The sequence below is a fragment of the Paenarthrobacter sp. JL.01a genome (genome assembly GCF_025452095.1).
In the GTDB taxonomy this organism is placed as follows: Bacteria; Actinomycetota; Actinomycetes; order Actinomycetales; family Micrococcaceae; genus Arthrobacter.
Map to the genome: position 1 here is coordinate 1,778,398 of NZ_CP104877.1, position 25,555 is coordinate 1,803,952.

General features: G+C 63.1%; 25 protein-coding genes. 16 read left to right on the forward strand and 9 right to left on the reverse strand.

Translation table 11 applies throughout. The annotated features are described in order from the left end of the window. The first annotated feature begins 73 nt into the window (after positions 1 to 73). The 4 genes from N5P29_RS08475 (at position 74) to N5P29_RS08490 (ending at position 2,618) form a co-directional block, all read left to right on the forward strand. Positions 74 to 550 (forward strand): FHA domain-containing protein, encoded by a 477-nt coding sequence (locus tag N5P29_RS08475; protein WP_144662597.1) that lies wholly within the window; start codon positions 74 to 76, stop codon positions 548 to 550. A gap of 20 nt (positions 551 to 570) precedes the next feature. Beyond that, complete coding sequence (locus N5P29_RS08480) at positions 571 to 1,287, forward strand: transcriptional regulator FtsR (protein ID WP_262278543.1); 717 nt, start codon at positions 571 to 573, stop codon at positions 1,285 to 1,287. Next, a complete protein-coding gene (locus N5P29_RS08485) occupies positions 1,287 to 1,790 on the forward strand; it encodes a bifunctional nuclease family protein (RefSeq protein ID WP_144662596.1) in 504 nt (167 codons plus the stop codon). Before N5P29_RS08480 ends, N5P29_RS08485 begins: the two co-directional genes overlap by 1 nt. Before the next feature lie 234 nt (positions 1,791 to 2,024). Continuing rightward, positions 2,025 to 2,618 (forward strand): MerR family transcriptional regulator, encoded by a 594-nt coding sequence (locus N5P29_RS08490; RefSeq protein WP_011774391.1) that lies wholly within the window; start codon positions 2,025 to 2,027, stop codon positions 2,616 to 2,618. A gap of 86 nt (positions 2,619 to 2,704) precedes the next feature. On the opposite strand, the gene N5P29_RS08495 is transcribed toward N5P29_RS08490, so the two are convergent. Continuing rightward, positions 2,705 to 3,514, reverse strand: coding sequence for a ParA family protein (locus N5P29_RS08495; protein ID WP_262278150.1), 810 nt, complete (start codon positions 3,512 to 3,514; stop codon positions 2,705 to 2,707). A 301-nt stretch (positions 3,515 to 3,815) separates the two neighbouring features. Between N5P29_RS08495 and N5P29_RS08500 the strand changes: the two genes are divergently transcribed. Then, positions 3,816 to 7,211, forward strand: coding sequence for a pyruvate carboxylase (locus N5P29_RS08500; protein WP_262278151.1), 3,396 nt, complete (start codon positions 3,816 to 3,818; stop codon positions 7,209 to 7,211). A gap of 87 nt (positions 7,212 to 7,298) precedes the next feature. Here N5P29_RS08500 and N5P29_RS08505 read toward each other — a convergent pair whose 3' ends face one another. Beyond that, positions 7,299 to 9,113, reverse strand: a complete 1,815-nt coding sequence (locus N5P29_RS08505) for an AMP-dependent synthetase/ligase (protein ID WP_262278152.1) — start codon at positions 9,111 to 9,113, stop codon at positions 7,299 to 7,301. A gap of 187 nt (positions 9,114 to 9,300) precedes the next feature. Here N5P29_RS08505 and N5P29_RS08510 point away from each other — a divergent pair, with 187 nt between their 5' ends. Beyond that, the gene (locus N5P29_RS08510; RefSeq protein WP_262278153.1) at positions 9,301 to 10,359 is read left to right on the forward strand and encodes an ROK family protein; all 1,059 of its coding nucleotides are present in this window, start codon (positions 9,301 to 9,303) and stop codon (positions 10,357 to 10,359) included. 30 nt (positions 10,360 to 10,389) lie between these two features. Here the strand turns inward: N5P29_RS08510 and N5P29_RS08515 are convergent, their stop codons facing one another. Genes N5P29_RS08515 through N5P29_RS08525 form a run of 3 tightly spaced genes read right to left on the reverse strand, consistent with a single transcriptional unit; the run spans position 10,390 to position 12,474 of the window. Next, on the reverse strand, positions 10,390 to 10,902 hold the full coding sequence (locus tag N5P29_RS08515) for a hypothetical protein (RefSeq protein ID WP_262278154.1): 513 nt from the start codon (positions 10,900 to 10,902) through the stop codon (positions 10,390 to 10,392). Further along, entirely contained in the window at positions 10,889 to 11,692 is an 804-nt protein-coding gene (locus N5P29_RS08520; RefSeq protein ID WP_262278155.1) for an alpha/beta hydrolase, read from the reverse strand. The genes N5P29_RS08515 and N5P29_RS08520 overlap by 14 nt, the downstream gene beginning before the upstream one ends. Then, positions 11,689 to 12,474, reverse strand: a complete 786-nt coding sequence (locus N5P29_RS08525) for an alpha/beta hydrolase (protein WP_262278544.1) — start codon at positions 12,472 to 12,474, stop codon at positions 11,689 to 11,691. Before N5P29_RS08525 ends, N5P29_RS08520 begins: the two co-directional genes overlap by 4 nt. 109 nt (positions 12,475 to 12,583) lie before the next feature. Between N5P29_RS08525 and N5P29_RS08530 the strand changes: the two genes are divergently transcribed. Both N5P29_RS08530 and N5P29_RS08535 read left to right on the forward strand, forming a co-directional pair. Then, positions 12,584 to 13,357 (forward strand): lysophospholipid acyltransferase family protein, encoded by a 774-nt coding sequence (locus N5P29_RS08530; protein ID WP_262278156.1) that lies wholly within the window; start codon positions 12,584 to 12,586, stop codon positions 13,355 to 13,357. Positions 13,358 to 13,440: 83 nt separating this feature from the next. Further along, positions 13,441 to 14,844 (forward strand): class II 3-deoxy-7-phosphoheptulonate synthase, encoded by a 1,404-nt coding sequence (locus tag N5P29_RS08535; RefSeq protein ID WP_262278157.1) that lies wholly within the window; start codon positions 13,441 to 13,443, stop codon positions 14,842 to 14,844. 83 nt (positions 14,845 to 14,927) lie between these two features. Here N5P29_RS08535 and pknB read toward each other — a convergent pair whose 3' ends face one another. Both pknB and N5P29_RS08545 read right to left on the reverse strand, forming a co-directional pair. Continuing rightward, positions 14,928 to 16,970: a Stk1 family PASTA domain-containing Ser/Thr kinase gene (pknB, locus tag N5P29_RS08540; protein WP_262278158.1), complete on the reverse strand. Its 2,043-nt coding sequence runs from the start codon at positions 16,968 to 16,970 to the stop codon at positions 14,928 to 14,930. Between the two features lie 76 nt (positions 16,971 to 17,046). Further along, positions 17,047 to 18,384 carry a LysM peptidoglycan-binding domain-containing protein gene (locus N5P29_RS08545; RefSeq protein ID WP_262278159.1) on the reverse strand — a complete coding sequence of 446 codons (1,338 nt, stop codon included), beginning with the start codon at positions 18,382 to 18,384 and terminating at the stop codon, positions 17,047 to 17,049. On the opposite strand from N5P29_RS08545, the gene N5P29_RS08550 reads away from it, so the two are divergent. Together N5P29_RS08550 and N5P29_RS08555 are read left to right on the forward strand one after the other, a co-directional pair. Then, positions 18,383 to 18,649 (forward strand): hypothetical protein, encoded by a 267-nt coding sequence (locus N5P29_RS08550; protein ID WP_262278160.1) that lies wholly within the window; start codon positions 18,383 to 18,385, stop codon positions 18,647 to 18,649. The genes N5P29_RS08545 and N5P29_RS08550 overlap by 2 nt on opposite strands. Then, positions 18,642 to 18,995, forward strand: coding sequence for an Rv2175c family DNA-binding protein (locus N5P29_RS08555; RefSeq protein ID WP_262278161.1), 354 nt, complete (start codon positions 18,642 to 18,644; stop codon positions 18,993 to 18,995). Before N5P29_RS08550 ends, N5P29_RS08555 begins: the two co-directional genes overlap by 8 nt. 122 nt (positions 18,996 to 19,117) lie before the next feature. Here the strand turns inward: N5P29_RS08555 and N5P29_RS08560 are convergent, their stop codons facing one another. Together N5P29_RS08560 and N5P29_RS21005 are read right to left on the reverse strand one after the other, a co-directional pair. Continuing rightward, positions 19,118 to 20,212: a polyprenyl synthetase family protein gene (locus N5P29_RS08560; protein WP_262278162.1), complete on the reverse strand. Its 1,095-nt coding sequence runs from the start codon at positions 20,210 to 20,212 to the stop codon at positions 19,118 to 19,120. Next, positions 20,209 to 20,499 carry a hypothetical protein gene (locus N5P29_RS21005; protein ID WP_260842505.1) on the reverse strand — a complete coding sequence of 97 codons (291 nt, stop codon included), beginning with the start codon at positions 20,497 to 20,499 and terminating at the stop codon, positions 20,209 to 20,211. The genes N5P29_RS08560 and N5P29_RS21005 overlap by 4 nt, the downstream gene beginning before the upstream one ends. Between N5P29_RS21005 and N5P29_RS21010 the strand changes: the two genes are divergently transcribed. The 6 genes from N5P29_RS21010 to N5P29_RS08590 all read left to right on the forward strand — a co-directional run bounded on the left by N5P29_RS21010 (position 20,498) and on the right by N5P29_RS08590 (position 25,517). Continuing rightward, complete coding sequence (locus N5P29_RS21010; RefSeq protein ID WP_315973383.1) at positions 20,498 to 20,785, forward strand: hypothetical protein; 288 nt, start codon at positions 20,498 to 20,500, stop codon at positions 20,783 to 20,785. The two genes, N5P29_RS21005 and N5P29_RS21010, sit on opposite strands and share 2 nt — an antisense overlap. 92 nt (positions 20,786 to 20,877) lie before the next feature. Beyond that, positions 20,878 to 22,140 carry a DNA polymerase IV gene (dinB, locus tag N5P29_RS08570; RefSeq protein ID WP_315973384.1) on the forward strand — a complete coding sequence of 421 codons (1,263 nt, stop codon included), beginning with the start codon at positions 20,878 to 20,880 and terminating at the stop codon, positions 22,138 to 22,140. A 239-nt stretch (positions 22,141 to 22,379) separates the two neighbouring features. Further along, positions 22,380 to 22,748: an SCO2097 family morphological protein gene (locus N5P29_RS08575; RefSeq protein WP_144662582.1), complete on the forward strand. Its 369-nt coding sequence runs from the start codon at positions 22,380 to 22,382 to the stop codon at positions 22,746 to 22,748. A 515-nt stretch (positions 22,749 to 23,263) separates the two neighbouring features. Next, positions 23,264 to 23,695: a division/cell wall cluster transcriptional repressor MraZ gene (mraZ, locus tag N5P29_RS08580; RefSeq protein WP_026542500.1), complete on the forward strand. Its 432-nt coding sequence runs from the start codon at positions 23,264 to 23,266 to the stop codon at positions 23,693 to 23,695. Between the two features lie 134 nt (positions 23,696 to 23,829). Next, the gene (rsmH, locus tag N5P29_RS08585; RefSeq protein WP_262278164.1) at positions 23,830 to 24,858 is read left to right on the forward strand and encodes a 16S rRNA (cytosine(1402)-N(4))-methyltransferase RsmH; all 1,029 of its coding nucleotides are present in this window, start codon (positions 23,830 to 23,832) and stop codon (positions 24,856 to 24,858) included. Next, positions 24,855 to 25,517 (forward strand): cell division protein FtsL, encoded by a 663-nt coding sequence (locus N5P29_RS08590; protein ID WP_262278165.1) that lies wholly within the window; start codon positions 24,855 to 24,857, stop codon positions 25,515 to 25,517. The genes rsmH and N5P29_RS08590 overlap by 4 nt, the downstream gene beginning before the upstream one ends. Positions 25,518 to 25,555: the final 38 nt, after the last annotated feature.

Below are 25,555 nucleotides of genomic sequence, written 5' to 3' on the forward strand. Positions count from 1 at the left end.
TTTGCCCGGCGGTACCGGGATGCGGAAGTGGCTGGCAGGGTCTGGGACTGCCAGCGGATGAGGAGGAAATTCCATGGTTGGCGGCGACAAGAACCAAGCCAATGTCGGGAACGGCGCGGAGGAACAGCCGACGTCGGAGACCACCTCGATCAGCATCACGCCAACATGGGACGAGCCAAGCATTGCCCCCAAGTTGGCTCCTGAAGAGCGTGCATCCGTGGACGCACTCCCGCCGAACTCGGCTCTGCTCATTGCGCACAGCGGACCCAACGCCGGAGCCCGCTTCCTGCTCGACGCCGACACCACGACTGCGGGCCGGCATCCTGACGCGGACATTTTCCTTGACGATGTCACGGTTTCCCGCAAGCACGTGCAGTTCATCCGCACGGCGTCGGGTTTCGAACTCGTTGACATGGGCAGCCTCAACGGCACCTACGTCAACCACGACCGCGTAGACCGGGTGCAGCTCAAGAGCGGCAACGAGGTCCAGATCGGCAAGTTCCGGTTGACCTACTACATCAGCCCTGTCCGCCCTGCAGGCCAAGTCTGACGGGGAACCTGCCTGTGGCTATTGCCCAGCCGGACCGTCGCGGACCGCAGGTCCTGAACATCGGGGAAGTCCTCGCGCAGCTCAGCGACGACTTCCCGGGGATGACCGCGTCCAAGATCCGTTTCCTTGAGGAAAAAGGACTCATCAATCCGAAACGGACCCCTGCCGGCTATCGGCAGTACTCGGACAGCGATGTTGAGCGCCTCCGGTTTGTGCTTGCCCTCCAGCGAGACCAGTACCTGCCCCTTAAAGTGATCAAGGACTACCTGGACGCAATTGACCGGGGCGAACGGCCGGAGAACCTTCCGCCGGGTGTCACCGTCTCCCCGCGGGTGGTTTCGGCCGAGATGGCGGCAGAAATGCAGGGGCGTGCCCGTGCCCTCACTGAGGAGCAGCTCCGCGCAGAGTCCGGGGCCAGTGTGCCGCTGCTGGAATCGCTCCTGAGTTTCGGACTGATTTCCCATGTCGGTGGCAAGTTCGATGAGCATGCCCTGCAAGTGGCAAGGGCTTGTGTCCAATTGGAAGGCCACGGCCTGGAGCCACGGCACCTTCGTCCTTTCCAGGCTGCGGCCGAGCGCGAGTTCGGCCTGGTGGAAAGGGCGGTAGCGCCTTTGACGTCCAGGCGTGATGCAGCATCGCAGGCCCGGGCTGCGGAGGCTGCACGCGAGATCAGCGATCTCTGCCTCACCCTGCACCGGGCCCTGGTCCACGACCGAATCTCCCGGATGGACAGCTGATGATAGAAGTCGAAATCGTCGGAGTACGGATTGAACTGCCGTCGAACCAGCCCCTGGTGCTTCTGCGCGAGCTTAACGGTGAGCGGCACGTGCCCATCTGGATCGGCACGCCCGAAGCCAGTGCCATAGCCCTTGCCCAGCAGGGTGTGGTCCCGCCGAGGCCCATGACGCATGATCTCCTGATCGACGTCGTGGAATCCTTGGGCCACACGATCATCAGCGTGAACATCGTGGCCGTGGAGGACAACATCTTTTACGGGCAGCTCCAGTTCGACGACGGCACGGTAGTCAGCTCGCGCGCTTCGGACGCTCTTGCCTTGGCTTTGCGGGCCAAGTGCCGTATTTGGTGCGCCGATGCCGTAATGGAAGAGGCTGGCGTCCGGATCACCGAACATGATGAAGGTGAAGACTCCGAACCCGATCCCACGGTGGAGGAAGAGCGTGAGATGCGCCGGTTCCGCGAGTTCCTTGATGACGTCGAGCCCGAAGATTTTGAAGGTTGAGACACCCTCAACCTAAAGTTGAGGGTGAAACTTTCGACACGACAGGATTTTGAGGCCGGGGTCTTTGACCTCGGCCCTTCACAGGCCTAACGTCGAAGTATCAAGTTCCCGTTGCATACACTGCCCGCGCAAGTCACACTGGAAGGTGCCGACTTGCGGGAATTACACTGCTGCATTTTGCCGTTGTATCAGAGTGTGCACCGTCCCCAAGGGAGCTGACAACAAGGAGGTCACGTGAGTCCGAAAGGCGAAGCAGGCGAGCTGAAGCAGTCCTCTGCCGGCATTGCTGCGCCCGCATCCGGCGCCCAGGGTCTACTCTTCACAGAGGATCTTCCCGTGCTGGACGAGGACGCGGGCTACCGCGGCCCGACCGCGTGCAAAGCAGCAGGCATCACCTACCGCCAGCTGGACTACTGGGCACGAACGGGTCTCGTTGAGCCCGCTGTCCGTGGCGCGGCCGGCTCCGGATCACAACGGCTTTATGGCTTCCGCGACATCCTGGTCCTGAAAGTGGTCAAGCGCCTCCTTGATACCGGTGTCTCCCTCCAACAGATTCGAACCGCCGTTGAACACCTCCGCGAGCGTGGAGTGGAGGACCTCGCGCAGATCACATTGATGAGCGACGGAGCCAGTGTTTACGAATGTACTTCCGCGGACGAGGTCATTGACCTTGTGCAAGGCGGCCAAGGAGTCTTTGGCATTGCCGTCGGCCGCGTATGGCGCGAAGTGGAGGGCAGCTTGGCCGCTCTGCCGAGTGAGCACGCTGCTGAGCAGTCCTTTCCCGACGACGAGCTGAGCAAGCGCCGCGTCGCGCGCCGCATCGGTTAGGAATCCCCACCAGCACCAGGAAAGCCTCGTCCCTGTCAGGACGAGGCTTTCTTTTGTAGTGGTGTGGGGTGAACGCCTGGTCCCGCTCAGCGTTGGCGGCGGTCCCTGATGGAGCCTTGGCCCTCAAGGAGGCTCTCAAGGAGGGCGTCGAACAGTTTGGCAGCGCTCTTGGCCGAATCTCCCGGCCAGTGGTGGACCGAGTGGGCCGCACCCTGGATCTGCTGCCAGTTGGCTTGTTCCGGGATGTGCGGGGTAAGCAACAGTTCTCCGAACATGGATTCCATTTCGGCCAAGCGGAACGTGTGCTCTGCCGATCCGCTGCGGACGCGGTTGGCGACGATCCCTGCCGGGGCCAGGTTGGGGGCGAATTCCTGGCGGAACAATTGAATGGCCCTCATGGTCCGTTCGGTGCCGGCCACGGAGAACAGGCCGGGCTCTGCCACGAGTACTACGCGGTCACTGGCGCTCCAGGCCATGCGGGTCAGGCCATTGAGGGAGGGCGGGCAGTCAACGAGGACCAACTCGTAGTTGCTTGCCCCGGCCAGCACTGCTGAGAGCCTGCGGAGGTCCCGGCGTCCAAGGTCGGGCCGGTCGTAGATGCCTGTGAAGGCCGAACCGACGGCGACGTCCAAAGTGCCGTCGCTGGAGCCGTTGGAAACCCAGCTGCTGCCGGCCACGTTGTCCTGAAGCTTCGCTCGTCGGGGGCTTTTCAGCATTCGGCCGATGTCTTGCTGCGAACCTGGTTGGACACCAAGCGCCGTCGTGGCGTCGGCATGGGGATCGAGGTCCACCACCAAAGTAGGGATGCCGGCTGCGAGGGCCGCTGACGCCAGACCGGTGGTCACGGACGTCTTTCCCACTCCACCTTTAAGGCTGCTGATGCTGACTACTTGCACTTGAAAACCCAAAACCTAACGCCGGTTGCCGTATCGCGCTCCTTCGGCTCCGGAATGCCTGGAGCCGGGGCTTGCCGAAGCCCCCTCAACATCATATGGTGCTTCGGCGCCGAATCCCGCTTTCTACGCGCCCGGCCCCGGGAATAGCGGTGGCAATAGCACGGGGTCGCTTCGCGCGCACGCATATACCGCCCACATGACGAATCCATTGTGATGGTTGCCACAAAGATTTGTGTTTGATGCTGGCGGCACTACACACTGTGACCACCGACCGATCCACCCGCAATGATGCAGGAGAAGTATGTTTTCGAAAATTCTGGTGGCCAATCGCGGAGAAATCGCGATCAGGGCGTTTCGCGCTGGTTATGAACTGGGCGCCAAGACCGTAGCCGTCTTTCCGCACGAGGACCGTAACTCGATCCACCGGCAGAAAGCCGACGAAGCTTACCTGATCGGCGAGGTGGGCCACCCCGTCCGTGCCTACCTGGACGTCGAGGAGGTTGTCCGCGTCGCCAAGGAAGCCGGCGCAGACGCCATTTACCCCGGCTACGGGTTCCTGTCCGAGAACCCGGACCTCGCCCGCGCCGCAAAGGCGCAGGGCATCACCTTCGTCGGCCCTCCGGCGGAAGTGCTGGAGCTGGCCGGCAACAAGGTTGCCGCCCTGGAAGCTGCGCGTAAAGCGGGCGTTCCCGTCCTGAAGTCCAGCAAGCCGTCCAAGGACCTGGATGAACTTATTGCCGCGGCGGACGAGATCGGGTTCCCCATCTTTGCCAAAGCAGTAGCCGGCGGCGGTGGTCGCGGCATGCGGCGCGTGGAGACGCGCGAGGCACTGCCCGAAGCACTGCAGTCAGCCATGCGCGAAGCCGATGCGGCCTTCGGCGATCCCACGATGTTCCTTGAGCAAGCCGTTCTTCGTCCGCGCCACATCGAAGTGCAGATCCTGGCCGATGCCGAAGGCAACGTCATGCACCTTTTCGAGCGTGACTGTTCGCTACAGCGCCGCCACCAGAAAGTCGTCGAAATTGCCCCGGCGCCGAACCTGGACGAGAACATCCGCCAGGCTCTCTACCGTGACGCCGTGGCATTTGCCAAAGCACTGAACTACGTCAATGCCGGTACGGTCGAGTTCCTGGTCGACACTGAAGGCGAGCGTGCAGGCCAGCACGTCTTCATCGAGATGAACCCCCGCATCCAGGTGGAGCACACTGTCACGGAGGAAATCACCGACGTCGACTTGGTCCAGGCCCAGATGCGTATTGCATCGGGGGAGACCCTGGCAGATCTGGGCCTGAGCCAGGAGTCCGTGTCCATCAAGGGCGCTGCCCTCCAATGCCGTATCACCACCGAGGACCCCGCCAACGGCTTCCGTCCCGACGTTGGCAAGATAACCGGTTACCGTTCTGCCGGCGGCGCAGGCGTAAGGCTCGACGGCGGTACCGTGTACTCGGGCGCCGAGATCAGCCCCCACTTCGACTCGATGCTGGTGAAGCTGACCTGCCGTGGCCGGGATTACCCCGCTGCCGTTGCCCGGGCACGTCGTGGCCTCGCCGAATTCCGCATCCGTGGCGTCTCCACCAACATCCCCTTCCTGCAGGCTGTCCTGGCCGACCCGGACTTCAACGCCGGCAATGTGGCCACGGACTTCATCGACAAGCGTCCTGAACTGCTGAAGTCCCACATCTCCGCAGACCGTGGCACGAAGCTCCTCACCTGGCTCGCCGACGTCACGGTGAACAAGCCAAACGGCGAGCTGCCCGTCCGCACGGACCCGGCCAGCAAGCTGCCGGTGATCGAGGGGCCGGTTCCTGCTTCGGGTTCGCGCCAGCGTCTGCAGGAGCTCGGACCGGAGGGCTTCGCCAAGGCATTGCGTGAGCAGAACGCACTGGCAGTCACTGACACCACTTTCCGCGATGCCCACCAGTCGCTCCTGGCCACCCGTGTCCGAACCCGCGACCTCGTCGCTGCCGGACCGGCCGTGACGGCGCTCCTGCCCGAGCTGCTTTCCGTCGAAGCCTGGGGCGGTGCCACGTACGACGTCGCCCTGCGTTTCCTCGGCGAAGATCCCTGGGACCGCCTCGCTGCCCTGCGCAAGGCCCTGCCGAACACCTGTATCCAGATGCTCCTGCGTGGCCGCAACACCGTCGGGTACACGCCGTACCCGGAAGAGGTGACCGAAGCCTTCGTCAACGAGGCCGCCGCCACCGGTATCGATATCTTCCGTATCTTTGACGCCCTCAACGACGTCAACCAGATGGCCCCCGCCATCCGCGCCGTGCGGGCAACGGGAACCGCCGTGGCGGAGGTGGCCCTGTGCTACACCGGCAATCTCCTGGATCCCAACGAGGACCTCTACACGCTGGACTACTACCTGGACCTGGCCCAGAAGATCGTCGACGCCGGTGCACATATCCTCGCGATCAAGGACATGGCCGGCCTCCTGCGCCCGGCCGCTGCGGCCAAACTGGTGACCGCACTGCGTGAACGCTTCGACCTGCCCGTGCACCTCCACACGCACGATACCGCCGGTGGCCAGCTGGCCACTCTTCTGGCTGCAGTGGACGCAGGCGTTGACGCCGTGGACGTTGCTGCTGCCTCCCTGGCCGGAACCACCAGCCAGCCGGCGGCCTCAGCACTGGTGGCGGCCCTCGCGAACACTCCGCGGGACACGGGTCTCAGCCTGGAAAACGTGGGTGCCATGGAGCCCTACTGGGAAGCCGTCCGACGCGTCTACGCGCCGTTCGAGTCCGGCCTTCCGGGTCCCACGGGCCGCGTCTACCAGCACGAGATCCCCGGCGGCCAGCTTTCCAACCTCCGCCAGCAGGCCATTGCGCTGGGGCTGGGGGAGCAGTTCGAGGCCATCGAGGACATGTACACGGCCGCGGACCGCATCCTCGGACGCCTTGTGAAGGTCACGCCATCCTCCAAGGTGGTGGGCGATCTTGCCCTGCACCTTGTTGGCCTGAACGCGGATCCCGCGGACTTCAACGAGAACCCGCAGAACTACGACATTCCGGACTCTGTCATCGGCTTCCTCTCCGGTGAGCTCGGCGATCCTCCCGGTGGTTGGCCTGAGCCCTTCCGTACCAAGGCCCTCCAAGGCCGCAGTGTGAAGGTACGCGATGTGGAGATCAGCCCCGAGGACAGCGAGGCCCTCAAGGGCGATTCGAAGACGCGCCAGCAGACGCTGAACCGCCTCCTCTTTGCAGGTCCCACCAAGGACTACCTGAAGAGCGTGGAAACCTACGGGAACGTCTCCGTCCTTGACACCCGCGACTACCTCTACGGCTTCCAGCACGGTGAAGAGCACGTCATTGAGCTGGAAAAGGGTGTTCGCCTTATTGCTCAGCTCGAGGCCGTGTCAGAAGCCGACGAGAAGGGCATGCGCACAGTCATGTGTACGCTCAACGGCCAGTCCCGCCCGGTGGTTGTCCGTGACCGTTCCGTGGTGAGCAACGTCAAGGCGGCAGAGAAGGCCGACCCCGCCCAGCCCGGGCAGGTCGCAGCACCCTTCGCCGGTGCCGTGACCGTCACCGTCAAGGCAGGTGACACTGTCAAGGTCGGCGACACCGTGGCCACCATCGAGGCGATGAAGATGGAAGCTTCCATTACGACGCCGGTAGCCGGTACCGTTTCGCGCCTGGCCATCTCGGCGGTGGAGCAGGTGCAGGGCGGCGACTTGTTGCTGGTAGTCAGCTAACGGCCCGCACCGCAAAAAGGAACCCCTCCCGGACCAGTCCGGGAGGGGTTCCTTTTTGCTTTCGTGCCTTGGCGCAGGCGCTGCCGGCTACGACGCGCGGGGAGCGGAATACATTTCCTCGATCACTGCGTCAAAGTCCTTCATGACCTGGGCGCGCTTGACCTTGAGGGAGGGGGTGAGGTGGCCGGAGGCTTCTGTGAAGTCCGCCGGGACCACGCGGAAGGACTTGATGGCCTCGGCCTGGGACACCGACTGGTTTGCCTTGCTGATCAGTTCCTGCACAGCAGCCTTCACAACGGCGTTCCCGGCGGCCTCTTCCAAGGTCGTGGTCGAAGGCAGGCCGTGGCGTTCCAGCCAGCCAGGCAAGGCTTCTTCATCCAGGGTGACCAGGGCGCCGATGAACGGACGGTTGTCACCAACCACCAGGACCTGCGACACCAGTGCGTCGGAGCGGATCTGGTCCTCCAGGAGGGCCGGCACCACATTCTTGCCGCCGGCAGTGACGATGATTTCCTTCTTGCGGCCGGTAATCTTCAGGAAGCCGTTGCTGTCCAGTTCGCCGATATCGCCGGTGCGGAACCAGCCATCCTCCGTGAACGTCTCTTCGGTGAGGTCCGGGCGCTTGTAGTAGCCGCGCATGACGCAGACACCCTTGGCGAGGATTTCGCCGTCGTCGGCTATCTTCACTGAGTTCCCCGGCAGGGGAGCCCCTACGGTTCCGATCCTGATCATGGAAGGGGTGTTGACGGAGATGGGAGCCGTGGTTTCGGTCAGTCCGTAACCCTCAAGGATCTGCAGCCCGATGCCCTGGAAGAAGTGGCCCAGGCGTTCGCCCAAGGGGCCGCCGCCGGACACCGCGTGGGCGACGTGCCCACCCATGGCCGCCCGGAGCTTTCCATAGACCAGTTTGTCGAACACGGCGTGCTTGATCTTCAGGCCGAGGCCGAGGCGTCCGTCCTGGCGTGCCTTGGAGTACGCGATCGCAGTGTCCACGGCCCGGTGGAAGATGGCACCCTTGCCACCGTCTTCGGCCTTGGTCAGTGCTGAGTTGTACACCTTCTCGAAAACACGCGGGACAGCGAGGATGAACGTGGGCTGGAAGCTTTGGAGATCGCCCAGCAGGTTCTTGATATCCGGCGTGTGGGCCACCTGGACGCCACCGGCCACGGCCAGGACGGAGATGAAGCGGGCAAAAACGTGGGCCAGCGGCAGGAACATGATGGTCTTGCCGGACTCGTTGATGATCTCCGGCAGGGAGGCCCGCGCATTCTCGGAGAGTTCCACGAAGTTGCCGTGCGTCAGCTCGCAACCCTTGGGCCTGCCCGTGGTGCCGGAGGTGTAGATGATGGTGGCCACATCCCGCAGGCCGGCGGCGGAGCGGCGGGACTCAAGTTCGTCGTCGGGAACCCCTGCGCCGGCGGCGCGCAGGGCATCGAGGCCGGCGCCTTCGAGCTGCCACACGTTGGCGACGGAGGTGATGTCTTCGGCGACCACGGCCTGGCGGATGATGTCCTCATGGTGGGCGGACTCGCCGAATGCGGCTACAGCCCCCGAGTCTCCAAGGTTCCAGGCAACCTGCGACGGCGATGACGTTTCGTAGATGGGGACGGACACAGCTCCGGCAAACCAGATCGCGAAGTCCACCAGGGACCATTCGTAGCGGGTCCTGGACATGATGCCCACCCGGTCGCCCTGGCCTACGCCGCTGGCGATGAGGCCCTTGGCCAGCGCCCTGACGTCGTCGAGGAACTCGGTGGCGCGGATGTCCTTCCACTGGCCGCTGCTGTCCAGCTTGGAGAACAGCGGCGGGTTGGAAGCCTTTTCCGCCTCCCGAAGCACGAAGTCAGTGATGTTGGTTTCAGGGGAGATGTTCACGAGGGGAGGAACACTGATTTCACGCACGGTAGCTCCTTTGGTATCCACGGGCCACGAGAGGCTTCTGTTCACTCTAGTATGCCCGCTCGCGGAGGTGTGTTCTATTTCACCTACTCGCGAGTAACTTTACGGATTCAGCCTCATTTCAAGCAACTCGGGGACTTCCGGCGCCCTCGATGCCGGACCGCAGTGGCTGGCGGAATAGGATGAGGGGATGCCCGCATTCCGGTCCAGCACCCGCATAACCTCCAGGCCTCCGGCCGCCGCCTGGAAGGACGTTCCGTGGGCTGCCCGGCGGAGCCATCTTGGCCGCAGGGGACTGGCCATCGGGATCGACATCGGTGGCACCAAAGTGGCCGCCGGTGTGGTCGATGCCGAGGGCCGCGTACTTGCCGAAGCCCGCAGGTCCACCCCCGGGGCCGATCCTCGGGCCGTGGAACAGACCATCGTGGAGCTCGTGGACGAACTCAGCGCCGGTCACCGGGTCGCCTCGGTGGGAATCGGCGCCGCCGGTTGGATGGACCTCGACGGCGGTACGGTCCTGTTCAGTCCGCACCTCGCCTGGCGCAATGAGCCCCTGAGGGCCAGCTTGCAGAAACTGCTCAGGCGTCCGGTCCTTCTCACGAACGACGCCGATGCCGCGGCGTGGGCTGAATGGCGCTTCGGGGCCGGACACGGAGAGAGCCGCCTCGTGTGCATCACCCTGGGTACGGGCATTGGCGGGGCCATGGTGATGGATGGCCGCGTTGAGCGTGGCCGTTACGGTGTGGCCGGCGAATTCGGTCACCAGATCATCTTCCCTGGCGGTCACCGCTGCGAATGCGGCAACCGTGGATGCTGGGAACAGTACGCTTCCGGAAACGCGCTGGGCCGTGAAGCCCGGCAGCTGGTCAGGACCAATTCCCCCGAAGGCCGGGCGCTGCTGGAACGTGCCGGTGGGACCGCGGAGAACATTACGGGGGCGGCAGTCACAGCCCTCGCGCTTGCCGGCGATGTCACGTCCCGGGAGCTGCTGGCGGACCAGGGCGAATGGCTGGGCCTCGGCCTGGCCAACCTCGCTGCTGCCCTGGACCCGGGGATGTTCGTGATCGGCGGCGGGTTATGCGACGCCGGGGACCTGCTGGCGGGACCTGCCCGCGACTCGTTCGCCAAAAACCTGACAGGTCGTGGGTTCCGACCCATGGCGCGGATTGAGCTCGCTGCTTTGGGCCCGCGGGCCGGCATGATCGGTGCCGCCGACCTGTCGCGGGTCAGCGGGAGGACGCACAGCTAAGGTCAGCCACGGCGAACTGGACGTCGGACCTCAGATGCGGGCGCCGTCGTCGTCCTCATTCTTTTCCTGCGGAAGCCTCATGATGAGGAAGACCACCGACGCCACAAAGGCGGCAACGATTCCCAGGATGGCTGCCAGCGGCGCCGACCGCCAGAACATTGCGGTGAAGAGCAAAGCGACGGGACCACCCACAGCGCCAACCCACGCCAACATCGTCAGGGGTTCGGTGCCGGCCAGGCTCGGGGGCTCCTCGGGGACAAACGGTTCTTCGTCGTCGTCCACCTCGAAGTCACGCGGGCCCAGCGCGCGGCCCTGTTCTTCGACGGCGGAATCAGGTGAGGGCGCGGGAGCAGGCGTCGAGAGGCCCAGGGGGTCGAAATCGCTGAAGCTCTTCCCGGCCCCTGCCTTTGGCTGGCCGCTCTCCGGTTCCGGCTTGTCGGGAGTGGATTGCGTCGCTTCCAGTCGGGCTACCAGATCCTGCCAGACGGCGTCGTCGTCCTTGTTGGCACTCTGGTCAGCTGAGTTGGGATCAGGCCTGTTCATGGGCTGCATCCTTATCGGGGGAGGGCCCGTGTCCGGCCAAAGCCGCTACGGTCTGATGGATGAAATCGACGGTACCGGTGAAGATTTCCGGTGCGTCATTGTCCAGGGTGGCTACGTGGTGGCTGTTGTGGAGGTAGCTGACTTCCACCGGGGCCTGCACGCGGGAGCGCAGGAATTCCAGGCTGGCGTTTGAGATGACGTTGTCCACGGTCGACTTGTAGACGCGCACGGGAGCAGTGATGCGCGGCAGGATCGCGGCGGTGTTTTTGTACATCTTCTTGAGCTGGTGGGCCGCCGCGACTGGCGTCCGTGCGTAGGCGCCTTCGTCCTGGTCCGGTTTGAGGATGTCGTTGGCAATGGCCGGAGTAGTCTTCACCACGTACTTGAGCGCAGCAACAATGACGGCGCGCGGATCATCCAAAACAAGCCCGGGATTGACCACAACCGTTCCGGCAACGGGCCGGGTGGCCGCTATCCGCAACGCCAGCGTGCCGCCCATCGACAGCCCTGCGGCGAAGACGTAATCGCATTCGGCAGCGAGTTCGAGATAGGCGTCATCGACCGCGCGGTGCCATTCCTGCCACGACCGCTTGGCCATGTCCTGCCAGGTAGTTCCGTGTCCGGGCAGCAACGGAAGCCTGACGGCGTAACCGGCAGCGGCCAGGTGCTCAGCCCAAGGCCTCACGCTGTGGGGGCTTCCGGTGAATCCATGCGACATGACCACACCAACGCGAGGGCCTGTTCCGCTCCAGTTGCTAAGGAACGGTGAGAAATCCGGGAGCATTTTCATGATGACTCCGAGGCTACTCTGTGATGGGCATGTTGGCGGAAAAACGTCTCGGATTCTTCGAAAATTGTGGGTGCATCGACATCCAGGGTGGCCACGTGCCCGCTGTGCGGAAGGGTGACCACTTTCAGGCGCGTGGCGTCTATGTGCTTGCGGATGGTATCCACCGATGAGGGAGGAATGACGCCATCGACCGTGGACTTGAAGACCAGGGTCGGTGCCTTTACGTGGGGCAGTCCCCGGGTGGCGGAACGGAACAGCTTCTTGAGCTCATGTACGGCCTTGAGGGGTGTCTTCGAGTAGTCACCGTCTTCGGTCAGCACCGGCGCTGCATCGTCTTCCACGATGGGTTCGGTGGTCCGCATGATGTACTTCAGAGCACCGACGTACTTCACGCGCCGGTCGTAGAAGCTCAGGCCAGGATTGACCAACACCACACCAGGAACGTCGTGTATGGACGCCAGCCGGAGGACAACGGCCCCACCCATCGAGAGTCCGGCAACGAAGCAGGTCTCCGTCGTGGCCGCCAGCTCCAGATAGCTTCCTTCGAACGCCTCATACCAGTCCTGCCACCGCGTGGTGGCCAGATCCTGCCAGCTGGTGCCATGGCCCGGAAGGAGGGGGACCGTCACGGCAAAGCCTTGCGACGCCAGGTACTCAGCCCAGGGAAGCATGCTCAAAGGGCTGCCCGTGAAGCCGTGGCAGATCGCTACGCCCGTTGAGGCGTTCGGGCCGTGTCCGGCGTAGTGGAAAGCGGTCGCTGCTGGTGGGTTGCGTTCCGTCATGCGTTCCATCGTGTCACTGTTCCGGATATTTCTCACTGGAGTAGGGTTGCAGTTGAGTGCCGGCCGGGTTGCCGGAAGCATGCCAGCCAACGGCCGTGAGAGGACAAGCGTGTTCTATTGGGTCATGAAGAGGATCTTTCTGGGTCCAATCCTCAAGCTCCTGTTCCGTCCCTGGGTCAAAGGCCTGGACAATGTTCCCCAGAACGGGGCAGCAATCCTGGCCTCGAACCATCTGTCCTTTTCGGACTCCATCTTCCTTCCCCTGATGGTCCGTCGCCCCGTGATCTTTCTCGCCAAGTCGGAGTACTTCACCGGCAAGGGGCTTAAGGGCCGGCTCACTGCGATGTTCTTCAGACTGAGCAACCAGCTCCCCATGGACCGTTCCGGAGGGGCGGCCTCGGAAATGTCGTTGCAGGCGGGCAGGGATGTGCTCACCTCCGGTGGTCTCCTTGGCATCTACCCCGAGGGCACCCGAAGCCCGGACGCAAAGCTCTACCGGGGCAAGGTGGGGGTTGCAAGGCTGGCCCTGCAGACACGCGTCCCGGTGGTCCCGGTCGCCATGATCGGAACCGAAAAAGTCCAACCCATCGGCAAGAGACTCCCTAACATCCGCCGGATCGGCATCATCTTCGGACAACCGCTCGACTTCAGCCGATACTACGGAATGGAAGAGGACCGCGCCGTGCAGAGGGCGGTCACAGACGAAATCATGTATGAACTGATGCGTCTCTCCGGGCAGGAATACGTGGACGAATATGCTGCCGTGGTCAAAGCCAGGTTGGCCGGCAAGGGCCCGGAGCCCCTCCACAAGCTCGAGGGTAAGGAAGATACTGCGAACGACATCGCAGAGGACAGGGACGAACCCCGCGCCGAAGGCCAGTGAGCACACGGAGACTGTGACGCAAACGGCAGCATCAGTTACGCCTCCAGTGCCTCAACCCTGCCCCGGGCCACTACTCTTGAAGGGTGACTGAGCTTACCGCAAACACCGCACTCCCCACCGCAGATCCACTCGCCAGCACCGCACAGAGCGGAGCGGCGAACTATCCCGGGCTCGACGCATGGCGCGACCTGCCGATCTCCCAGCAGCCAACGTGGTCCGATGCCGAGGTATTCAAGGCCTCGGTCAAGGAACTTTCGGTCGTTCCGCCGCTGGTTTTTGCCGGAGAAGTGGATGTCCTCAGGGAGCGTCTGGCGGCTGCGGCCCAAGGCAAAGCGTTCCTGCTCCAGGGTGGTGACTGCGCGGAAACGTTCGAGGCTGCCACGGCGGACAAGATCAGCGCCCGCGTAAAGACCATCCTGCAGATGGCAGTGGTCCTCACGTACGGTGCAGCAATGCCCGTGATCAAGATGGGCCGCATGGCCGGACAGTTCGCCAAGCCGCGTTCGTCCAATGATGAGACCCGAGATGGCGTCACGTTGCCGGCCTACCGTGGCGACATCGTCAACGGATACGACTTCACCCCTGAATCCCGCGCCCACGATGCCGGCCGGATGCTGCAGGCGTACCACACCTCTGCCTCCACGTTGAACCTGATCCGCGCTTTCACCCAGGGTGGCTTCGCCGACCTCCGCCTGGTCCACCAGTGGAACAAAGGCTTCACGGAGAACCCGGCCCACGCTCGTTACGAGTCCTTGGCCCGTGACATCGACCGTGCCATCAAGTTCATGGACTCATGTGGCGCCGATTTTGAGGCTCTCAAGCGCGTCGAGTTCTTTGCCAGCCACGAAGCGCTGCTGCTGGATTACGAGCGTGCCCTGACCCGCATCGACTCCCGCACCGGCCTGCCGTACGACACCTCGGCCCACTTCCTGTGGATCGGCGAGCGGACCCGGGAGCTCGACCACGCCCACGTCGACTTCCTCTCCCGTGTGCGCAACCCCATCGGCGTTAAGCTGGGCCCGACTACCAGCGGCGACGACGCCTTGCGCCTGATCGACAAGCTGGACCCGAACCGCGAACCCGGCCGCCTGACCTTCATTACCCGTATGGGCGCGAAGAACATCCGCGAGAAGCTGCCCGCCGTCGTCGAGCGCGTCACGGCCTCCGGCGCCCAAGTCCTGTGGGTGACGGACCCCATGCACGGGAACACGGTGACCTCGCCGAACGGCTACAAGACCCGCAACTTCGATGACGTCATTGATGAAGTCCGTGGCTTCTTTGAAGTGCACCACTCCCTGGGTACTGTCCCCGGTGGCCTGCACGTGGAGATGACCGGCGACGACGTCGCCGAATGCCTGGGTGGTGCGGACCCGATCGACCAGGACGCCTTCCTGGACCGCTACGAGTCCGTGTGCGATCCGCGCCTGAACCACATGCAGTCGCTGGAGATGGCCTTCCTCGTGGCCGGAGCCCTTTCGAAGCGGTAGGCGGTCCTCCCAACACACAACACAAAGGCGCGGCCCGGGTTTCCCCGGGCCGCGCCTTTGTTTGTGGCGTACTTGATGGACGGTCAGACCACGGTGAGCGTCACCACGGAGTCTTCCGGAACCTCGACATTGACCGGGCTCTGGTCCCGGACTGTTCCGAAGAATCCGCCCAGGATCTTGTTGGTCTCCACCTTGAAGCCCAGCTTCTTGAGTTCCTTCTCTGCTTCAGCAGCCTGTTTGCCGATGAAGCTTGGAACCTTGACCATCTTTGGCCCCTTCGAGACCGTCAACGTCACAGTCTCGCCCTTGATGAGCGTGCCGTTGGCGGGGACCTGTGCGACAACCGATCCCTTGGGGACGCTCTTGTCATTGACAGTCTCCGGAGCGATGACCGCCTTCAGCCCGGCATCCTGGATGGCCTTGACGGCTGCGTCCTGTGCGAGGCCCCGCACATCGGGCACCGGTATGGGCTGGGGACCCTTGGAAACCACCAGGGCAACGGGTGTGCCGTGGCGGACTTCCTTGCCTTTGGCAGGGTCCTGGGCGATGACGACGCCTGCAGGCACCTTCTCATCGAATGCCTGGGTGACATTGCCCAGCGCCATTTGGGCTCCATTCAGGGCCGTCTTGGCTTGATCGAGGGTGCCTCCGGTGAGGTCCGGGAGGGGGAACAGCTGGGCTCCCTTGGAGACAAAAAGCGTGATGGGCTGGAACTTCCGTACTTCTGCGCCTGATTCCGGTTTGGTGCCCACTGCGAGACCGGCCAGAATGTCGTCGTCGAAAACGTCCTGGGGCTCGGACTGGAAACCGGCGGTGCGGAGCAGCTGCTGCGCTTCGGCGACCGTCTTGTTCTTGACGTCAGGGACGGTTCCCGGCGCTCCTGGACCCATGCCGAAGAACCAGCCCGCGCTTGCCGCCAGCAACGCCAGGATAACGATCACCACCGTCCAGATCAGTCCACGACGGCGGGGGTTGCCTTCCCTGAGTGGCCGCACGGGAGTTGCCGCCGCCCGGGCCCGGTCCTTGGCCTGCTGCCGTTCGAGCCGCTTCAGGTCCCTTTTGCCGGGTGAACGCGTGTCCGCACCTGCCGGCGCCGGGAAGGACGGCCTGCCGGCAGCCATGATGGTGGTCGGATTGCGCTGGTGGGAAATGAACTCCGTCGGTGAAGCGGTGGTGCTGATTGCCTCGGTGGCATTACTGTCCGGACCCGACGAAACGACGGCTGCCGCGGGTGCCTGGGAGAAGTTCGTGGTGGCTGGCTGTTGCCGGTGGTCAAGTTGCTCGTCGGTGAGCGTTGTGCGGATGTGGCGCAGTTCCGTCAGCAAGGCTGAGCCATCAACTGGCCGCTTTTCGGCGTCGACGGCGGTACACCACTGCACGAGTTCGTCCAGGTCTTCGGCAAGGCCCGGGACGGCTTCCGAGGGGCGGCCAACGGCTGAATTCACATGCTGGTAAGCCACCTGGATGGGGGACTCGCCACCGTACGGTTGCTTGCCTGTCAGCATTTCGTAGAGCATGATTCCGGCCGAATAGATGTCGCTGCGGGCATCGGCCGGCTGTCCCAGGACGAGTTCGGGAGCAAGGTAGGCCACAGTGCCTATCAGCGCGCCGGTGCTGGTGTTAGCCGAGATTGCCCTTGCCAAGCCGAAGTCGCCTACCTTGATCCGGCCATCGTCGGCGATAAGGACGTTTTCAGGTTTGATGTCGCGGTGAATCAAGCCTGACGCGTGGGCTGCGGCGAGGCCTTCGATCACCGGGTCAATCAAGGCCAGAGCAAGGCGTGGCGGAAGCGCTCCTTGCTCGGTCAGAACATCCCGGAGGGTGTGTCCTTTTACGTACTCCATGACGAGGTAGGCGATGTGGCCGTCCTCGCCCTGGTCGAGGACGCCCACAATGTGGGGGTGGGAGAGGCTCGCTGCGGCTTTTGCTTCGCGTCTGAGCCGTTCCAGGAACGTTTGGTCGTTTGCCAAATGCGGGTGCAGGACCTTGAGGGCCACATCGCGTTCCAGACGCCTGTCCGTGGCCAGATACACGGTGGACATCCCGCCTTTTGCCAAACGGGAGCGGACCACGTAGCGCCTGTCCACGGTGGTCCCGATGAGGTGGTCCTGCGTTGGTTCTTGCACCCTACGATCCTAATCGAGACAAGGAAAGGGCCCGAATCCCCACGGGATGCGGGCCCTTCCGAAGTACAGGGTTGACTTAGCCGAACGTGCGCTGACGTGCCTTGATGGACTCAACGTAGCGCTTGGTGTCCTCGTACATTCCGTACTTGCTCACCGAGTACTGGCCTTGGTAGTAACCGGCAATGGCGGTATCCAGATCCTTGCTGGTGGCTACCAGTGCGCGAATGATCGCGACGCCTGCGGTGGCGTTGTCATAAGGATCCAGGAGGTTCAGCTTGCGCCCGACCAAATCGGAGGCCCACTGGCCCGATGACGGAATGACCTGCATGGTGCCAATTGCATTGGCAGGGGAAACGGCCCGCTGGTCGAATCCGGATTCCTGTTCGGCGAAGGCCAGTGCCAGGGAGGGACTGACTCCCATCCGTCGGGCCGTATCTGCCACGATGCCCTTCATTTCGGCGCGGCTCGGTACGGGGGACGCGTTGAGGAGAGCCTTGTTTTCGTTTGCCGAGCTGACAACGGCCGGAGGATAGGTGAAGCCAAGGAAGGTGCTGGGGACCAGGGGCGTTGTGTCGCCTGCTGGCTGCAGGCTGTTACCCGGGATGCTCAGTTTCTGGCCCGGGTAGATTACCGTGCTTGCGGTCACGCTGTTGGCCGACATGAGCGCGGACAGGGAAACGCCCAACCGCGCGGCGATGGAACTGAGGGTGTCGCCGGCCTTGATGGTGTAGGAGCCCGTGCTTGCCAGGGGAGCAGGTGCCGGTGCCGGCGCCGGGGCAGGAGCTGCGGGTGCTGACGGTGCGGATCCGCCGCTGACCTTGATCTTTTGGCCCGGGTAGATGATGGAGCTTCCGTTGAGGTTGTTCCAGCTGAAAATGCTCGACAAGGGAACCCCGTGCTTGGCTGCAATGCCGCCGAGGGTATCGCCGGAGACCACTGTGTACACGGTGGCGGTGCTGGTGGTGCCGGATGCAGCCGGGGCAGTGGGTGCAGGAGCCGCCGGCGCCGTACCGCTGAGCTTGATGCTTTGCCCGGGGTAGATGAGCGTCGTGGGAGTCAGGTTGTTCAGACGGAGTACGGCGGACGTATCCAGGTTGAACCGCCGGGCGATCGCACTGATGGTGTCGCCGCGGACCACCGTGTAGCTGTCCGGTACCGCGGGCGCCATGGGACGCAGCGCCGCCGGAAGGGTTGCGGGAACCGCCTGCGCCGGGATGACCGTCCCCGTCGTGGCAGCATGGGCCTTCATGGCAGCAACCAATGTTGCCGGAAGTTTGCGGGGTTGGGCTGCGGGTGCTGCGACGGACGGCTGGGCAAGCGCGAGCGACGACAAAACCACGGCGGGAAGCGCAGCCGTGGTTGCCGCGATAACGGGCATGCTCATGGTTCGTTTCGGCGAGCGGGGCGTCGTCATGAAAGAGTCCTCATCTCAAACAGCGGGGTTGATTGTTAACGCTGTTGTCAGTGTTGCCAATGTTACTGATGTTATCAATGGTGCAAGTGTGATCAGTGTGAATCTCTCACACTTATTGACCGGGCACAACAAATCACGTCAAGGAAGATTGCTGAAGGCATTTATTGCTGCCGGAATTGGGGGATCCGGCCGCGTTCGGATCGGGCCTTTGGATGCCCGGCTAGGCGAGGGCCGGGGCGGCGTGGCAACCTTGATCCGTGAGTAATGTAGAAAGCCTTGTTTCCGAGTGGTTGCCGCTTCCGGATGTTGCCGAGCTGCTGGACGTTTCCATCACCAAAGTCCACGGACTGTTGGATGAGCGTGCGATTGTCGCCATCAGGCAGGGGGAACGGAATATCCGCTCCATCCCCGCCCTGTTTATACAAGACGGGCACGTTGTCGACAGTCTTAAGGGCACCATCGCGGTGCTCAGCGACGCCGGCTATAGCGACGAAGAATTGATCATCTGGCTCTTTACTCCCGATGAATCGCTGCGCGGCCGTCCCATCGACGCCCTGCGTGAGGGACGCAAAACGGAGATCAGGCGCCGCGCCCAGTCTCTGGCCTGGTAATTGCGTCTGCACATTTCAGGAAAAACAAGGACATAAAACGACGACGACGGCGGTCCCCAACCGCCGTCGTCGTCATGTCCTTGACTTATGCCGGGACCGCCCGGCGTAAGTCGGTTTCCGTATCAGGCCGCGCGGCTGACTGCCGCTTCAGCAAGCTGTCCCAGTGCCAATAGCGGAACTTCATCCAAGGGCAACCGTTCCAGTGCCTCGAAGGCATCTGTGCTCAGCTGCGCAATAAGGGCTTCGGTAGCGTCCAGTGCGCCGCACTCGACCATAAGGTGGCGGATCCGTTCGACGTCGTCCTCTGCCAGATCCGGGTTCCCCAGCATGCGGTCAAGAAGGGCCGCCTCAGTCGCCTTGGCCTGGTTCAGGGCGAAGCCCACAAGCACTGTGCGTTTGCCTTCCCGCAGGTCATCGCCCGCAGGCTTGCCGGTTGTTGCGGGGTCGCCGAAGACACCCAGGACGTCGTCCCTCATCTGGAAGGCCTCACCGAGCGGCAGCGAAAAGCTTGAGTAAGCCTTGAGCAGATCGTTGGGAGCGCCTGCCAGCGCGCCGCCCAGCGCGAGCGGATGCTCGGTGGAGTACTTGGCCGACTTGTAGCGGATGATGGACCTGGCCCGGTCCACGGAACCGGCGTGGTCACGAACCGGGCCCGCGACCTCTTCGAGGATGTCGAGGTACTGGCCGGCCATGACCTCTGCCCGCATGACGTTGAAAATCCGGCGGGCCGGGCTGCCTGAGGCGGCGCGGGAACCGATGTCGGTGAACGCCTCTTCGCTGAACGAGAGGCAAAGGTCACCGGTCAGGAGGGCTGCGGCGTCCCCGAAATGTTCGCTGTCCAGCGCCCAGCCGTTGGTTTCATGGAGTTGGCTGAAGCGCTTGTGCACGCTTGGGCCGCCCCGGCGGGTATCGGAGCGGTCGATGATGTCGTCGTGGATCAGGGCTGCTGCCTGGAAGAGCTCCAGGGCGCAGCCGGCGGTCACGATGTCGGGATCGTCAGCCAGCCCACCGGCACCGCGCCAGCCCCAGTAACACATCAGGGCCCTCAGCCGTTTGCCCCCTGTGACCAGGGTGGATATGGAGCCGATGAGTGAGTCGACATCCGGCGAAACCGTGGCCATGACGTCCCGCTGCTCCGAAAGGAATCCGTTGAGCTTGGCGGCGACGCCATCGATGAAGCGGGCCTGCTCGGAGGCTACGGGGGAATTAAGCGTCACTTGATGGACCCGGCCGCCACGTTGGCCCCGATGGTGAACGTGGAGACGCCTTCCTTTTGCGTGATGGAGACGTTTACTGTCTCTCCGTCACCGCGGATGAAGTCCAAGGACGTGACATTTCCAACTGCTTCGGGTCCAGGGACAAGCTTGAAGCCCTGGGCTTCGAGCGAGGTCTTGTAGTAGTCCACGACTCCCTGCGGGGGCGCTTTGATCGTCCCGACAAGCGCCACGGTTGCGAGGGAGGCGTTCTTGTCGAAGCTGCTGGAGCGCACCGAGGTCTTGGGCATGACGGGAATCAGCTTTTCGGGGAACCCGGGAACGAGTGCGTTGACAGTGGCCGTGGCATTCGGGTCCGGCGTAGTGGACTCGGTGAAGCCTGTGGTCTCAGGAGAAGGATCGCTGCTGGGCGACGAGGCGCTGCCGGTGGGCGACACGCTGCCGGACGGCGACGGCGTCGAGGTCGACGAGGATGCGCCGGACGACGACGGCGCAGCCGAGCCACCCGTCGATGGGGTGCATGCGGAGGCCGCCACTGCGACACTGACTGCGAGCAGGGCAAACCCTCGCGACTGAGGAGTTCCAAAGAGCTTCACAGGGTATCCTTCCTGGGGCTGAGCCGGACATTGCCTCCAGTTTAGTCAGTGCCCGGGCATAGTATTGCCGTTGTGAGTCAGGAAGCATCCGGCGGCGACTCCAGCGCCGGCCACAGACCAGCCCGCAGTGCTGGAGACGCCCTGCGGGAATTGCGGCGAACCAGCATCCTGCATGTGGATATGGACGCTTTCTTCGTTTCCGTGGAACTTCGGAGCAGGCCCGAATTGCGCGGCAAGCCTGTGATCGTGGGATTCCCGGCGGAGCGGTCCGTGGTTCTCTCCGCTTCCTATGAAGCCCGTGCCACCGGAGTCAAGTCCGCCATGCCCATGTCGATGGCGATGCGGCGGTGCCCCGCTGCCGTAGTCATCAATCCCCGGCACAGCGTGTACTACGAGGTCTCGGGGCAGCTCATGGAGATCTTCGCCTCCATCACGGACCTGGTGGAGCCCCTCAGCGTGGATGAAGCGTTCCTGGATGTCGGTGGGGCTATCCGCCGGTTGGGTTCGCCGTTGGACATCGGCCAGCTGATCAGGCGACGGGTCCAGTCAGAGCTGGGAATCACCGCTTCGGTAGGGATTGCCGGCAGTAAATTCGTGGCCAAGATCGCTTCCACCCGATGCAAGCCTGACGGCATCCTGCAGATCGATGCCGACGACACCCTTGCCTATCTTCACAGCCTTCCCGTCAGTGCGCTGTGGGGCGTGGGCGGCAAGACCGGTGAGGTCCTGGCACGCATGGGGATCCGGACGGTTGCCGACGTCGCTGCCACTCCTTTGTCCTCCCTGAAGAAAGTCCTTGGTGCAAGCGGCGAACACGTGCACAGGCTTTCCATGGGTATCGACACCCGTCCGGTGACACCCACGCGGCTGGAAAAGAGCATTGGCGCTGAAGAGACTTTTTCTGTTGACACAGCCGACGATGCCTTGCTGCACAGGGAACTGTTGCGGTTGTCCCACCGCACCGCCAGCCGGCTTCGGAGCTCCGGCATGCTTGCCCGGACGGTTGCCTTGAAACTGCGCTACGCCGATTTCTCCACCGTCTCCCGCAGCCGCACATTGCACACTCCCGTTGACAGCGCCCAGCTGATCTACCAGGTGGCAGTGCAACTCCTTGAGTCACTTGGCCCGCGCGCCATGAGCGTCAGGCTGGTCGGTGTCAGGGCCGAGCAACTGGAACCTGCCGGCCAGACGTCGATGCAATTGAGCCTGGACCGCCGTGATGACAACTGGCGTGCCGCGGAGCAGGCTTTGGACAGGGTTTCGCAGCGGTTTGGCTCCAAGACACTGCTTCCCGCCCGGCTCCTGGAACCGGGCAAGCCAGCCTCCGATCACTGATGGCTGTGACCTTGGTCCCGCATGGTCCCGGGCGTCTTTCAGAACAGCCCGCGACAAACTATCCTATTTATTACAGAGATTTAGATCGTCTGGACAAACTGTTTCCTGAACAGTCGGCCCTGGGATGCCCGCTGAACCAAGAGGGTATTTTGGGAACGAAATTCTTGGTCCGATCGTTGGGGTAAACAGACGCACAGAACGCGTTGTGTCCAGACGCTGGCTGACTAAAGGAGGTCGCGATGCCCCTCTCGGAGCACGAACAGAAGCTGCTTGAGCAACTTGAAAAGCAACTTCACGAGGACGATCCGAAGTTTGCCAACACCATGGGTTCGGATCCCATCCGCAGCTGGTCAACCCGGCATGTCATCATTGGCGTCCTTGGTGCGATTGCCGGCATTCTTCTCCTGCTCGTTGGCGTTTCACTGCAGGCGATTCCAGTGGGTGTCCTCGGCTTCATTGTCATGGGTGCTGGTGTGTACTTCGCAACGTTGCGTGGATCAGCTTTCGGAAAAGCCGGCAAGGGAAAACCTGCCAAGTCCAAGCCCAAGAGCACGTTCATGAGCAGCCTCGAAGAGCGCTGGGACGAACGGCGCCGCGACGACCACTGACGGACGGGAAGGCCCCTGGCCAAGGGGAGCGGCATGGTGCGTGTATTGTCAGCCACAATCCGGCATGCCCTGACTTCCTCTTGAACACCTGAATACCGACTGAATACCGACCTCCTCCAGCACAGGACCGCGTTTCTTATAAAGGACCCGTTTAGCGGGTCCTTTTGCTGTTAACGGTTCCTTTTGCTGTTAACGGTTATGCCGCCCGTCCCTCCATTTCCCACCACCTGCCCCACTTCCCTCCCCGATAGGTGGGCGATTGTGGCCCTGGGTCGCTCCCGGAGCCCCTTTCGCGCCAAGACCCGACGCCGGCCCGGCCATCGGCCCTCGGAGGCCTCCACATCGCTCCACCCCGGCAGATCCGCGCCAAACCGCCCCAGCCGAATGTAAATGTGGTGGAGAAACGCCCATGTCTGCGTTGACTGTGGGGCGTTGTGGAGTAAAGTGGAGCGCATAAGAGGGTAGTGGCAGTGTTGGGTATGTGCGGGCACCTTGACTGAGGGGCGGTGGGGCCAGTGTTTCTGGGCACTCACTCGCCTCGTCTGGATGAAAAGGGCCGGATCATACTTCCCGCCAAGTTCCGCGAGGAGCTGGCAGAGGGGCTGGTTCTCACAAGGGGCCAGGAGCGCTGCATCTACGTCTTCAGCCAGAAGGAATTCGAACGTATCCACGAGTCGATGCGGGAGGCGCCATTGTCCTCCAAGCAGGCACGCGACTACATCCGGGTCTTTCTGTCCGGGGCCTCGGATGAAGTACCTGACAAGCAGGGGCGCGTGACGATTCCGCCGGCGCTCCGCGCATATGCAGGCTTGGGGCGGGAACTGGCCGTGATTGGTGCCGGAACCCGGGCCGAGATCTGGGATGCCGAAGCTTGGAATGAGTACCTCAACGAGAAGGAAGCAGCCTTCTCGGAAACGGATGACGACAACCTGCCCGGGTTCATCTAACCGGTCGGTTGAAGAAGTACCGCTTCTTGAATGGGATCTCCAGCCGCCCATCGAACAGTCTTCCTGGCTCAACTTCCCCTGAGCCAGGCCGGCCGGACGATAGGCGCGGATGGGGATCCGATTCAAGAATCACCATGAACGTAACTGAGGAAAGAGGAGGCAGCGTGGAAGAGCAGGACGCGGCAAAGCCCACATCTGAGCGTCACGTGCCCGTCCTGAAAGACCGCTGCATCAATCTGCTCGCTCCCGGTTTCGAAGCTGCAAGGAGTCGTGGAGAGACTCCCGTTGCCATTGACGCGACCCTCGGCATGGGTGGGCACTCCGAAGCGATGCTGCAGCGTTTCCCCGATCTTCACCTGGTCGGCATCGACCGGGATGAGGAAGCGTTGTCGCTGGCCGGCGCCCGCCTGGAACCCTTTTCCCAGCGCACGGACCTGGTTCACGCCGTGTACGACGAGATCGAGGACGTTCTGGCTGACCTCGGCATCCCGGAAGTCCATGGCATCCTGATGGACCTTGGCGTTTCTTCCTTACAGCTGGACGAACGCGAACGCGGTTTCGCCTATTCCTACGACGCTCCTCTGGACATGCGAATGGACACGAGCCGCGGGCAGACCGCCGCCGACGTCGTGAACACGTACAGCGAGGAAGAGCTGGTCCGCATCATCCGCAAATGGGGCGAGGAAAAGTTTGCCGGACGGATCGCCAACAGGATCGTCAATGCCAGGGCCGAAAAACCGTTCGCCACAACCGGTGAGCTGGTGGAACAAATCCGCAGTGTGGTTCCGGCGGCCGCGGCAAAGAGCGGTGGACACCCGGCCAAGCGCACGTTCCAGGCTTTGCGCATCGAGGTCAACGAGGAACTCGATGTCCTTGAGCGGGCCGTCCCGGCCGCCGTCGCCTCCACGGCCTTGGGTGGACGCGTCGTGGTCATGTCCTACCACTCCCTGGAAGACAAGATCGTGAAATCCGTGTTCCAAAAAGGCTCAAAGTCCTCGGCACCACTCGGGTTCCCCGTGGAGCTCGAAGAACACAAGCCCGAACTGAAGACCATCACCAAAGGCACGGAAGTGCCCACAGCGGCCGAAATCGCCGAGAACCCCCGGGCGGCCTCCGCGCGACTGAGGGCCGTCGAACGCATTAAACCGAGGAGAGACGCATGAGCAACGCCGCAGCGAGGACTTTGCCCTCCGTGGTGGGCAATACTGCCCGCGCCCTTCCGGCGCCCGCTGGCAAACCCGATGGTGCCCGCAGGACCCGCACGCCGCTCTCCTTGGTACGCAGCGCCCCCGGCCGGCGCAGGACACCCTTTGTGGTCCTGTGCTTCGTCGCGATGGCCGCGGCTCTCCTGACCGTCCTGGTCCTGAACATTTCTGTGTCCACGGCGCAGTACCAGTTGGTGCAGCTCAAAGCCCAGGCTGCGACGCTCAACAAGGAAAACCAGGATCTGACACAGAAGAAGCAGAACTACGAAGCTCCCCAGAATCTGGCGGCCAAGGCTACAGAATTAGGAATGGTACCGTCCACCGTCAAAGGCCAGATTGACCTGAACACGATGACTGTGACCGGCAAGGCGACTCCCGCAGTCAAGGGTGAGAACCCTGGTGCTGTCCTGGCTCCACCCGCGGTGGGAGGCGTCCTTGACGTTGTTCCCTCGGTGACCACCAAGGATCCGTTGGAGAACCTCAAGCCAGTTACACCCGCAGCGCCGGCAGCACAGGCAACCCCGCCCGCTGCACCGGCTTCCCCGGCAGCGGCACCGCCGGTGGATCTTCATGGAGGGTCGGTCCCGGCCCCCCAGCAGAAGACACCCGGGCAATAGTCCATCCGTCCACTGAACCAAGGCCAGCAGCAAGGAAG

Bases quoted from the DNA above. Each gene is read 5' to 3' on its own strand.
- N5P29_RS08475 (WP_144662597.1), top strand. From the start codon at position 74: ATGGTTGGCGGCGACAAGAACCAAGCCAATGTCGGGAACGGCGCGGAG.
- N5P29_RS08485 (WP_144662596.1), top strand. From the start codon at position 1,287: ATGATAGAAGTCGAAATCGTCGGAGTACGGATTGAACTGCCGTCGAAC.
- N5P29_RS08500 (WP_262278151.1), top strand. From the start codon at position 3,816: ATGTTTTCGAAAATTCTGGTGGCCAATCGCGGAGAAATCGCGATCAGG.
- N5P29_RS08510 (WP_262278153.1), top strand. From the start codon at position 9,301: ATGCCCGCATTCCGGTCCAGCACCCGCATAACCTCCAGGCCTCCGGCC.
- N5P29_RS08515 (WP_262278154.1), bottom strand. From the start codon at position 10,902: ATGAACAGGCCTGATCCCAACTCAGCTGACCAGAGTGCCAACAAGGAC.
- N5P29_RS08520 (WP_262278155.1), bottom strand. From the start codon at position 11,692: ATGAAAATGCTCCCGGATTTCTCACCGTTCCTTAGCAACTGGAGCGGA.
- N5P29_RS08525 (WP_262278544.1), bottom strand. From the start codon at position 12,474: ATGACGGAACGCAACCCACCAGCAGCGACCGCTTTCCACTACGCCGGA.
- N5P29_RS08550 (WP_262278160.1), top strand. From the start codon at position 18,383: ATGAAAGAGTCCTCATCTCAAACAGCGGGGTTGATTGTTAACGCTGTT.
- N5P29_RS08545 (WP_262278159.1), bottom strand. From the start codon at position 18,384: ATGACGACGCCCCGCTCGCCGAAACGAACCATGAGCATGCCCGTTATC.
- N5P29_RS21010 (WP_315973383.1), top strand. From the start codon at position 20,498: ATGACGGGAATCAGCTTTTCGGGGAACCCGGGAACGAGTGCGTTGACA.
- N5P29_RS21005 (WP_260842505.1), bottom strand. From the start codon at position 20,499: ATGCCCAAGACCTCGGTGCGCTCCAGCAGCTTCGACAAGAACGCCTCC.
- N5P29_RS08575 (WP_144662582.1), top strand. From the start codon at position 22,380: ATGCCCCTCTCGGAGCACGAACAGAAGCTGCTTGAGCAACTTGAAAAG.
- rsmH (WP_262278164.1), top strand. From the start codon at position 23,830: ATGAACGTAACTGAGGAAAGAGGAGGCAGCGTGGAAGAGCAGGACGCG.
- N5P29_RS08590 (WP_262278165.1), top strand. From the start codon at position 24,855: ATGAGCAACGCCGCAGCGAGGACTTTGCCCTCCGTGGTGGGCAATACT.